At 43.8% G+C, this 8568-nt stretch carries 15 protein-coding genes; 3 read left to right on the plus strand and 12 right to left on the minus strand.

What is annotated here, in order from left to right; all coding sequences use genetic code 11:
* Positions 1–277: 277 nt before the first annotated feature.
* The 6 genes from CDG79_RS37160 to CDG79_RS37185 form a co-directional block, all read right to left on the minus strand.
* Positions 278–484 carry a hypothetical protein gene (locus CDG79_RS37160; RefSeq protein WP_094346556.1) on the minus strand — a complete coding sequence of 69 codons (207 nt, stop codon included), beginning with the start codon at positions 482–484 and terminating at the stop codon, positions 278–280.
* Between the two features lie 51 nt (positions 485–535).
* On the minus strand, positions 536–742 hold the full coding sequence (locus tag CDG79_RS37165; protein WP_094346557.1) for a hypothetical protein: 207 nt from the start codon (positions 740–742) through the stop codon (positions 536–538).
* A gap of 207 nt (positions 743–949) precedes the next feature.
* Positions 950–2797: a hypothetical protein gene (locus CDG79_RS37170; protein WP_094346558.1), complete on the minus strand. Its 1848-nt coding sequence runs from the start codon at positions 2795–2797 to the stop codon at positions 950–952.
* Positions 2794–3345 (minus strand): hypothetical protein, encoded by a 552-nt coding sequence (locus CDG79_RS37175; RefSeq protein WP_094346559.1) that lies wholly within the window; start codon positions 3343–3345, stop codon positions 2794–2796. The genes CDG79_RS37170 and CDG79_RS37175 overlap by 4 nt, the downstream gene beginning before the upstream one ends.
* Before the next feature lie 21 nt (positions 3346–3366).
* Positions 3367–4083, minus strand: a complete 717-nt coding sequence (locus tag CDG79_RS37180; RefSeq protein ID WP_094346560.1) for a hypothetical protein — start codon at positions 4081–4083, stop codon at positions 3367–3369.
* A gap of 12 nt (positions 4084–4095) precedes the next feature.
* Positions 4096–4539 carry a hypothetical protein gene (locus CDG79_RS37185; protein WP_094346561.1) on the minus strand — a complete coding sequence of 148 codons (444 nt, stop codon included), beginning with the start codon at positions 4537–4539 and terminating at the stop codon, positions 4096–4098.
* Between the two features lie 15 nt (positions 4540–4554).
* Between CDG79_RS37185 and CDG79_RS43095 the strand changes: the two genes are divergently transcribed.
* Positions 4555–4695, plus strand: coding sequence for a hypothetical protein (locus CDG79_RS43095; protein WP_189525264.1), 141 nt, complete (start codon positions 4555–4557; stop codon positions 4693–4695).
* A 143-nt stretch (positions 4696–4838) separates the two neighbouring features.
* Here CDG79_RS43095 and CDG79_RS37195 read toward each other — a convergent pair whose 3' ends face one another.
* The 6 genes from CDG79_RS37195 to CDG79_RS43100 form a co-directional block, all read right to left on the minus strand.
* Positions 4839–5075, minus strand: coding sequence for a hypothetical protein (locus CDG79_RS37195; protein WP_094346563.1), 237 nt, complete (start codon positions 5073–5075; stop codon positions 4839–4841).
* Positions 5076–5113: 38 nt separating this feature from the next.
* Entirely contained in the window at positions 5114–5320 is a 207-nt protein-coding gene (locus tag CDG79_RS37200) for a hypothetical protein (protein ID WP_094346564.1), read from the minus strand.
* A gap of 94 nt (positions 5321–5414) precedes the next feature.
* Positions 5415–5660: a hypothetical protein gene (locus tag CDG79_RS37205; RefSeq protein ID WP_094346565.1), complete on the minus strand. Its 246-nt coding sequence runs from the start codon at positions 5658–5660 to the stop codon at positions 5415–5417.
* Positions 5657–5890, minus strand: coding sequence for a hypothetical protein (locus tag CDG79_RS37210; protein ID WP_069073853.1), 234 nt, complete (start codon positions 5888–5890; stop codon positions 5657–5659). The genes CDG79_RS37205 and CDG79_RS37210 overlap by 4 nt, the downstream gene beginning before the upstream one ends.
* Before the next feature lie 3 nt (positions 5891–5893).
* The gene (locus tag CDG79_RS37215) at positions 5894–7009 is read right to left on the minus strand and encodes a ParM/StbA family protein (RefSeq protein ID WP_094346566.1); all 1116 of its coding nucleotides are present in this window, start codon (positions 7007–7009) and stop codon (positions 5894–5896) included.
* 3 nt (positions 7010–7012) lie between these two features.
* Entirely contained in the window at positions 7013–7177 is a 165-nt protein-coding gene (locus CDG79_RS43100; protein WP_189525265.1) for a hypothetical protein, read from the minus strand.
* Positions 7178–7288: 111 nt separating this feature from the next.
* Here CDG79_RS43100 and CDG79_RS37220 point away from each other — a divergent pair, with 111 nt between their 5' ends.
* Complete coding sequence (locus tag CDG79_RS37220) at positions 7289–7486, plus strand: hypothetical protein (protein WP_094346567.1); 198 nt, start codon at positions 7289–7291, stop codon at positions 7484–7486.
* A 132-nt stretch (positions 7487–7618) separates the two neighbouring features.
* Positions 7619–8344, plus strand: a complete 726-nt coding sequence (locus CDG79_RS37225; protein ID WP_223278576.1) for a hypothetical protein — start codon at positions 7619–7621, stop codon at positions 8342–8344.
* Positions 8345–8568 lie beyond the last annotated feature (224 nt).

Below are 8568 nucleotides of genomic sequence, written 5' to 3' on the forward strand. Positions count from 1 at the left end.
TCGACAAAAGTCACGGCGAGCTGCGATGAATGATCAGTATATGGTTTCTGTTTTGGCTGCGGCTCTTCCAAACTCAATACTCTCCTAGAATCTACCTGTCAATAGGGTTTGAGACGCGCTAACCCTGGGATTTAGACCCCGCAAACACATACTTGCGGCTTGATAGAAGCCGGGGACTTAAACTGAACCGTTTGAAAGTTCTTCACTTGCGACTTGCGACTTGCGACTTGCGACTTTGTTAAACAGTTGACTATAATTGTCCCGACTCACACAAGCATCAAAGGTAAGAATTTACTTGTTTCCCCTGAGTTGACCATTTTTCATCTAGAAGGCGACAAGCGACATAAACAACATTTTGAGGATTGCGCTTGTGTCTTCCATTCGTACCCCAGGAACGAACAGTATAATCACCTTGATAACCTAAAACAAGTGAAAGCTCGTTATAAGTTAACTGCCACTTTTCCTTCAATTCAATTGGGTGCATAGTATTCAGCTATTTCAATAAATTAATTAGCAGAGACGCGGATAGAAATTATCAAAGGTAAGAATCTATAACTTTCCCCTCAGCTGACCATTTTTCATCTAGAAGACGACAAGCTACATAAACCACTTTTTGAGGGTTGCGCTTGTGCCCTCCATTTATCCCCCAACAACGGACAGTGAAATCATTTTCGTAACCTAAGACGAGTGCTAAATCGTTGTAAGTTAATTGCCACTTTTTCTTAAACTCAATTGGGTGCATAGTATTCAGGTATTTCAATAAATTAATTAGTCGTGTCTGGCAGACATTATTAAGACATCAACCCTTGCCGTGGTGTCTTGCGGTGTCTGAACTGGTGTCCGAGGAGTGTCTAAGCTATGTAAGGGTTTCAGGCTTTTGGTGTCTGCCGTGTCTGGGGTTGATGTCTCGCAAAAAGCCCTGTTTTTACGTCCCTTGAGCCAGACACCATCATTCTTTTTCGTGCAAGAGATGGATAATTCCTTCACCAATCCAATCCGCCAATCCTGCGCCCACAATCTCGTACATCCAGCCCTTGATTTGCTCCACAGTAAATCTCTCACCAGCCACTTTAAAGTTGCCCTTAAACTCTCTTACATCAGCTTCAATTCGTTCAGTCCTGGTGAGATATTCATACAGCTTTTGCGCCATTGGTGATAGTTTTTTCGGTTTATCTTGGGTGTCACTTGCCTTGCTACCAAGATTGAATTCCAATTCATAAATGCGCTCTAAAGTAGCTTTATCGATGGTTGGCGGGTCATTAACTGTTCTAGATTCATCAAGCCTAAAATCAATTCGCTTGTGGTCGAGTTTAGGCAGTTCAATATCAATCCATTGCCCATGCCCAGGTAATTTAATCTTGCCCTGACCACTAGCTTTCGCCTCTGTGGTGATTGGGTCAATAGTTGCGATTAATTGTACTTCTAACAGTGCAGCATCTCGAAGTTTTGATAAGCCTTTGGCTTTGGCTAAAATCTCCATTGTGCGGTCGTGAGCTACAAACAAAGGAATCATTAATTGTTTGCGAGATTCAGTCATGGCACAGCGAAACCATTTACCAATAAAATCAGGGTCGGGCTTCCATTTTTCATCCGAAAAATCGTCTGGCATTGGCTCAACTATGTTATCTGTCCAAGTTGTAAATTCTTCACAGATAACTGATAGCATCTTGCCGCTATTTCTTAACTGTTCTGTCCACTGTTCTTCTGTCAATCCACTCTTGCGGTAATCTTCATAGCGCTGGCGCATTTCATCCATGTACCATTGCATAAACGAGGCTATTTCTTTGTAGCCAGTAATTAGCTTTACTCCGCGCCACTCTACCGAAGTTCCGTGCGGGTCAAGCGCTACGATGTTCCACCCAGCTTGTACTTTCTTCCAGATAATCTCTCTAGTAGTCCAGGATTTACCCGCACCCATGCCACCAAATATCAAAGTGGGGTAGCCGATGGTGTTGTTGATCCAGCGATATTTGTCACTAGGGGCAATCGCTTGGCTGTCTGCCCCAGTAACCTTGTCGTTGGGGTCAATCGTCCGCGCTAAAGTCTGGCTACCTTGCAAATAAGGCGTTTTCATCTCACGTAGCTGCTTAATGTAATCTGCCTTCTGTTGCTCGGTCATCCTAGCCGTTTGCGCCTCAAAAATGGCATCAGTTGCCTCCATTTGGGTAACTTCAATTTCCGTGTGGGCGTAAATCTCAGCTTTTTGGATATCCACAGTGCGATCATTGGCCACTAGATCCAAGTCTGCTTGTAGTTGGACTTCTGCGATCGCAACATCTCGGTAACTCTCTATTAACTCGGAACGTGCGGCCATCTCTGCTTTCGCCGCATCCCGTTTTTGGGCGATGTCTTCAAAAACTGCTCTCTGCTTCTCCTCATCTTGGCAGTGCCTCAGCATCCACCCCGCAAGCGCAAATCCCAGGAATCCGCCAAACGCCCAAAACGGCTTATATGGGTTAGTCGCTTTCACCAGTCCATTAACGCCCATAGCTGGGTTACGCACTATTTGGCGCGGCATTCCATCACTCTTCCACTGTGACCAATAAAATGGGGTCATGCGAAATGGTCTGTTATTCTGATCCTGGCATACCAATTTTCTCTGGGGAGTCCGAACGCAGAAATAAATGCGGTCGCTTGACTCCCCTTTCCAAGCCATCGCCGCCGAGCTAATTCCCACAGTCAAACTCAACCCAATGGCAACAGCTTTCTTATCCATTGGTAACTGACCAAACCACAACATTAAACCCGATTGTTGCGACTCGGATAACTGTTTATGTTTGTCACTTAAATAATTCATTTACTCTTCCTTCCACCAAATAGAAAAATCATTAATAGTGCTACGAATATCGCCACACCTGCACCATCCATCCAACTTGAAGATTCAGCAGTTTTTGGCTTATAAACCGACTCAATTGAAGTATTAGCTGTTTGTGTAGAAGTTCTCGCTTCATTCCATTCACTAATTGGTTCGGAAAGCGCACACAATAACGCCAGTGATGCACTGCAACCAGTCATTAAATTAGTGACGAAATTATTAAAGCCTTCACCTGTTGCAGTGGCAGTAAAGTACAGGTGTGCAGTTCCCACAGCAAGGAACATTCCAACTGGGTGAACTTGCAACAGGTGAAAGGTGAAAATTACTGCACTATTCAAACAACTGCCAGCGACAATTTCACAGGCGTTACCAGCACGTCTAAATGTTCTACCTCTGTTATTTTCTGGCAGTGGTTGTGGCTGTTCATGTTGTTGATGCTGCTGATGTTGTTGTTGTGATTTCTGGGCCAGCCCTTCATGCAAGAAAGGGCTGACGCTATGAGGATCTTCATTTCGTTTCCTTACTAGCATCAGCCTTACCTAATTAATTGATTATCTCTCGCCTAACTTCTGCCATAAATTACCCAACATTGCACCCCAACCGCGAACTGTTCCTGTTACAGAAACACTAGACGCAGGTGCATGATTTTGGCTAGTAACTGGTATGACTTCCTGGGGTGTTTGATTTGGCTCTAATGCCCGTGAGCCAAACCTTGCACGAGCTAAAAGTTGTTGGCGTTTCTCTCTTAAGCCCGTAGTAATTGCCTGCCTCTCAGCTTGCACAGTTTGCTTATTTTCTATGCTGCTGATTTTATTTTCATGCCGCCAAAGTTCAGCTTGTAAATCTTGATGCAATTGGGCTGCAACTTCGGTTAAAGCGTGTTTGCGTTTTTGGTCAATTCGCAACAAGTCGGCTCTATCTTGGGCATCTACTTTACTCATTTCGCTGTCAAATTCAGCGTTAAGTTTACGGATTTTACCAATTGCACCCGCTACATGAGAGCCGTATTGTTTGCGAAGTTCAGTCCAAGTTACCTGACCTTTTGTTAGCTTCTCCATCGCCTCAAAGACGACCTTGGCATTGTCCAAAAATGGTTCTAATCTGTCACTCAACTCTTGGGCATTATTCGCATAATCGGCAAACTGTTCGAGCTTATTTATATCAGAGAGATAGCCCAGAATATCAGACTCAAATCCTCCCCAAGATTGCGCTTTCTCGTCGATATGCGAACTATGACCAACTACCGGATTACGTATTGCAAAGTCCATTGCGTTATTCTCCTAATAAGGTATGTTGTCGTAGTTGATATCGCTGGACTCTTGGGGCAATTCATCCCAGTAACCCATCTCTTCAAATCGGTTATAAATTCTCGTTGCTAGTTGCCTTACAGGGTCATCTAAATCATCAGAGATTAAATCAAATCTGTTGTCACCAAACGCCAATATATTTGCAATGTCCGCATCAATCCCATTGCCCAAGAATTGACCAAATGCAGCAGAGTATGGATGGTCATCAATGGTTGAATGAGTTGCTAAGAATTCAGTTCCGGTGAAAGGTGGGTAATCTTCACTTTCTTCTAGCGGTGTGGAAAGTGCCTCAATATCTGCTGAGATCATTGCTGCCCATTCTTCAGGATTTTCCGCTTTGAATTGCTGCTTTCTTAGGGCGGAGTCGGTCAGAGGTGAGCGTCCCCAATCGTTGGGATTTTTGTAATCAAGTGCCATGCTGTTAAGATCCTTATGTACTTTTCGTTTTGCGGCGAGAGATACATCCTGATTAGGCGATCGCCAAGCTTGCCGGCAGGTGCGATCGCTTCATCATCAGTTCTCACAAAACTCAACAAGTTCAAAAACCTCTCTCTGGACTTGGTTTTGGCTTAATTCTTTTCTTCTGCCTTTCGAGTCATTGAAAATGAAAGGGGCATTGACTCGACAATTAGACTGGTGGCTGTAGCGCAGTTGTTGACCGCGAAATTCATACAAATGGTTACGCACTAAGGTTGTCGTTTCTAACATTTGCTCCCTCAAACTTGCGAATAAAACTCGATATTTAGAATCGCTTCGTGAATCTCCATCAAGGCTTGCACTGCATCACCTATTTTTAGGTCATTCGATGTACTGAACCTTTCGGACGCTTCGATTTGTTGATAATTTGGGGATGCTTGCACGAACCTAAGAGTTTGTTCGCAACCGAGAATGATGGTCATGATTTCGGTAGTTGTTAGCGATGGCTGTGTTTGCACAGTGTCTTGGTCGCTCATGACTTGTTTGTTTCCTCTGGGTTTTTATCACGTAAGTTCTAATTCTTTCGCTTGAGAGTGATTTTGTAAGTCTCCCCGTTTGGCTTCAAAACAGTGTGTTGCTCTAAATCTAATTCGCTAGCTGCCCTTAAAATTGGACTGACATTTTCAGACGGTTCACCATGAAAGGTTGTCTCCCCTTTTTTACCTTTATCGAGGTTTCTAGAAATCATTTCTTTAAGCGCCTCAAACCCTGACTGTGACATAATTCCTCCTATTTTCTATACAATACTTAAACCGAACTACTGATGATGAGAGCTAGTCCCCTTCTGGGGTTGTGTCTGCATCATGTTTGCGATCTCACAACTTCTTCCCTTTCCTTTGGGTTTTCATCGGTGTGGGTTGAGGTTCTGGCTGATTACTTGGGGATTGTGGCTGGTTCGGTTTTTGTAGTACATAGCTGATTGCACCTCCACCACCCACGGCTGCGGCGATGGTGAACATATTGTTACGACCGAAGTACTGCACTCCGAAGTAGCTAAGGGCTAACGCTGCTGCTGTTGCTCCAATGCCTAAAACCGTGTTTCTTAATGTGGTTCTGCTCATGCTGCCCCTTTGAAATTAGTGACCATTGCGCTAAGTGCCGATTTATTGGGCTGTGTAGATTGCGGTGTTTCAACTTTGGGCGATGGTTGTACATTACCGTGTTGAAAAATCAGCTTCTCTACACCTGCTGATAATGCTTGTGTTGGTGCATCTTGGGGTAAATCAAAAATCTTGCACAATTCAATTACTGCTAGGTAGGAGATGGTTATACGCCGAGATTCGTAATTCATTGATCAGGCTCCCAAAGATATTTGAGTTAATAGCTTCAACCCCAAGGCATTGATAAATTGGGGATTATTCAAAATCACAAAACCTAAACCGGCTAAGTTTTGATCCACGACGGGCAAGGAAACACCCCCACCCCAGGCGACAAGGTATTTCGCTCTATCAAGGTAATTACCAGCAGTCACAAAGTTGGCGAATTTCTCAATCCTGCTACTCCACCATTCATCTAGGCACTGGCTGTACTCGGTTTCAAACTTTTTACCTGTGAGGTGGTTGCCTCCATAAGTGAAAGTCCCTTCTAGAATGCCCTGGTTCACCAAGCTGGGTGAGTGCTTCACATCCTTGGACAGCAGACTTACTCGGTCGTTTCGCTTGTCGAGGGTTTCTGCAATCATGGTGTGCAGTTCCCCGCAACCACCCTCAATCAAGTGACGGTCAATCACTGCACCACTGCCGTTGAACACGGTAATCAACCAAGTCGATGAACCGATATCGAGTGCGATCGCTAATTCTGAGGGGTCAAGTACCAGGGATGCTTCACCGAATAAGCAGTGAGCAATGCTTCCAAATCCTTCGGGATAAATGCCTGTCACCACGATTTCAACTGTCTTGGTGACAATGGAACGAGTTACAGGGTGCAGATGTTCAAAGGTGTGAACCCCTTCTACTCGGCGTTTAATTTCATCTGCCCAGCGTTCTGGGTTGTGATTGCTCAAACTAATCGAAAGCTTGACCCCATCGGGAATATTCAGAACTGCTAAGTCTGCAAGAATGCTTTCTAGTGCCAGTTCTGCTTTTTTGGCTTTGTCCTCGTGCAGCAAGGTATGGTCACTTTGCGCTAGAGCAGCACTGCCCCAAAAGAATTGAACGTTTTTTAAGTCCAGGCGTGAACCTTCTACATATCGCAGCCATGCCCCATCTTTTGAGATGGTTTCGTGGTGCATGATGTTACGGTTGCGAACTAGTGAGTATGCGGCTGGCATCATGATGGAAAAATCACCGATGATTGCCTTGCCATACCCTGCACCTGAATCTTTTCCGGCGATAAGGTCAGTTAGCCCGGATTTGGCTAACAAGTCTGCCTGAACTAGCCAGTTTTTGGCATTGGAATATATAGCTGTCATGGTTCAGATGATTGTTAAAGTCTTGTTTTTTCTGGCTTGACGTTGATTTTTAGCTAAATCTAGACAAATCCAGATATCCAGTTGGGGGCAAGCCATAGCATCACTTTCCGGCAACTCTAGCCTTTGTTGAGTGGCTGTTTTTGGCTTGATGATGATACTATATCCCATAAGGGATGTTTAATGCAAATACATCTTAAATCCCAAGTATCCCGTTTTTAGTATTTTGTTGCTAAAACGGGTAATTTGGGATAAGTAATGTATTAGCGATAAATATCCCAAGTGAGTAAGCTAGAAAATAAAGATGAACCTGTCGCAACATTGAAAGTAACTTTTCCTACTAGAGAGTTAAGGGACAGGTTTAAAGCTAGTTGTGCATTAAACGGAAAAAATATGAATGAAGCAATTATTGAATTTGTTGTGCAATACGTTGAAAATGGCGAACATCAGTCGCCCAAAAAAGGCAAGGACACAGCATGAACATTACTGAAATCAACCCGCTAACACTGCCGTCACTGCCATTAGAATGGCTATTGCTTCAAAAATGCAGTGTCAAGCATTTGTATCGGTACAGATCGTATTAATTTCACATCATTATTTTTGATGTCGCCAATGTTAACAGTGAAAGACCTACCAAGCGATTTTCAACTCCCACTGCACAACCAAGCAGCGTTTGAAAAAATTAGGGAGGCGATAGACTATCAATCCACCGTTGCTCTAGCGGCTGGTAGTCTTGCGCTAGGTACGGGTGGTGTCGTGCATCCGTTAGGTTGGTTAATTTTTGGATTGGCTTACAAGCCGTTGGTAGTAACTCAAAAACTGGCACGATTAGAAAAATTAGGAACCTCAATTTTCCATGAGTTTGAAAACGAAGGAGTGCAAGTTTTCCCAACACTTCCGGTAGAAAACAACAACCCTATCGACTTGTTTGTGAGATTTCCACGAATAACTCACCTGTTTATCTCCATCCGGTCAAAAGGAGATAGAGAAATTGTCTACAACGAAGCTAGAGAGACTTTACAGGTCAAGCGCAAAGACAAGAATGGACTAAAACTGTGGCAACCCTGCCCACTTGTGGAGTTAGCAGATTACGAGAAGTGGCTCAACAAGAACAGAGATAAGTTTTTGATGTCCTCCCGTGAAGCTCAAAAGACTCCCACAGCAAAAGTTTTAGTCCTATGGCCTCCTACCAAGGCGGCTAATACTCACAATGAACATCTTTATTCGGAGGTAGGAAGTATGAAAATTCTGGCTTTCAGGAGAAAAGGGACTGCGTTTGTTATTCAAGAGGAGGAAGTAACCGAGTTTGTCAGGGCTTGGTTAGCCAAGTACAAATAGGCTAAAAGGTGAAAACCCCGTGTCCCGTTGGGATACCGAGGTTTTCTGATTTTTATTCACTTGGAATTGGGGAATTGGGTTGACCGCCTAATTAATGTCCCTAATAGTAATCTTATCAAACCTTTCAAGGTGTTAAGCCATTGTAACACCAGCAATCCAGACAGAAAGAGCAGTTTAGGATTTTTCTGTTTTTACATTTCTGAACGTTTGTATTAGAAGATTAC

Source organism: Nostoc sp. 'Peltigera membranacea cyanobiont' 232, from assembly GCF_002245985.1.
Lineage (GTDB): Bacteria > Cyanobacteriota > Cyanobacteriia > Cyanobacteriales > Nostocaceae > Nostoc.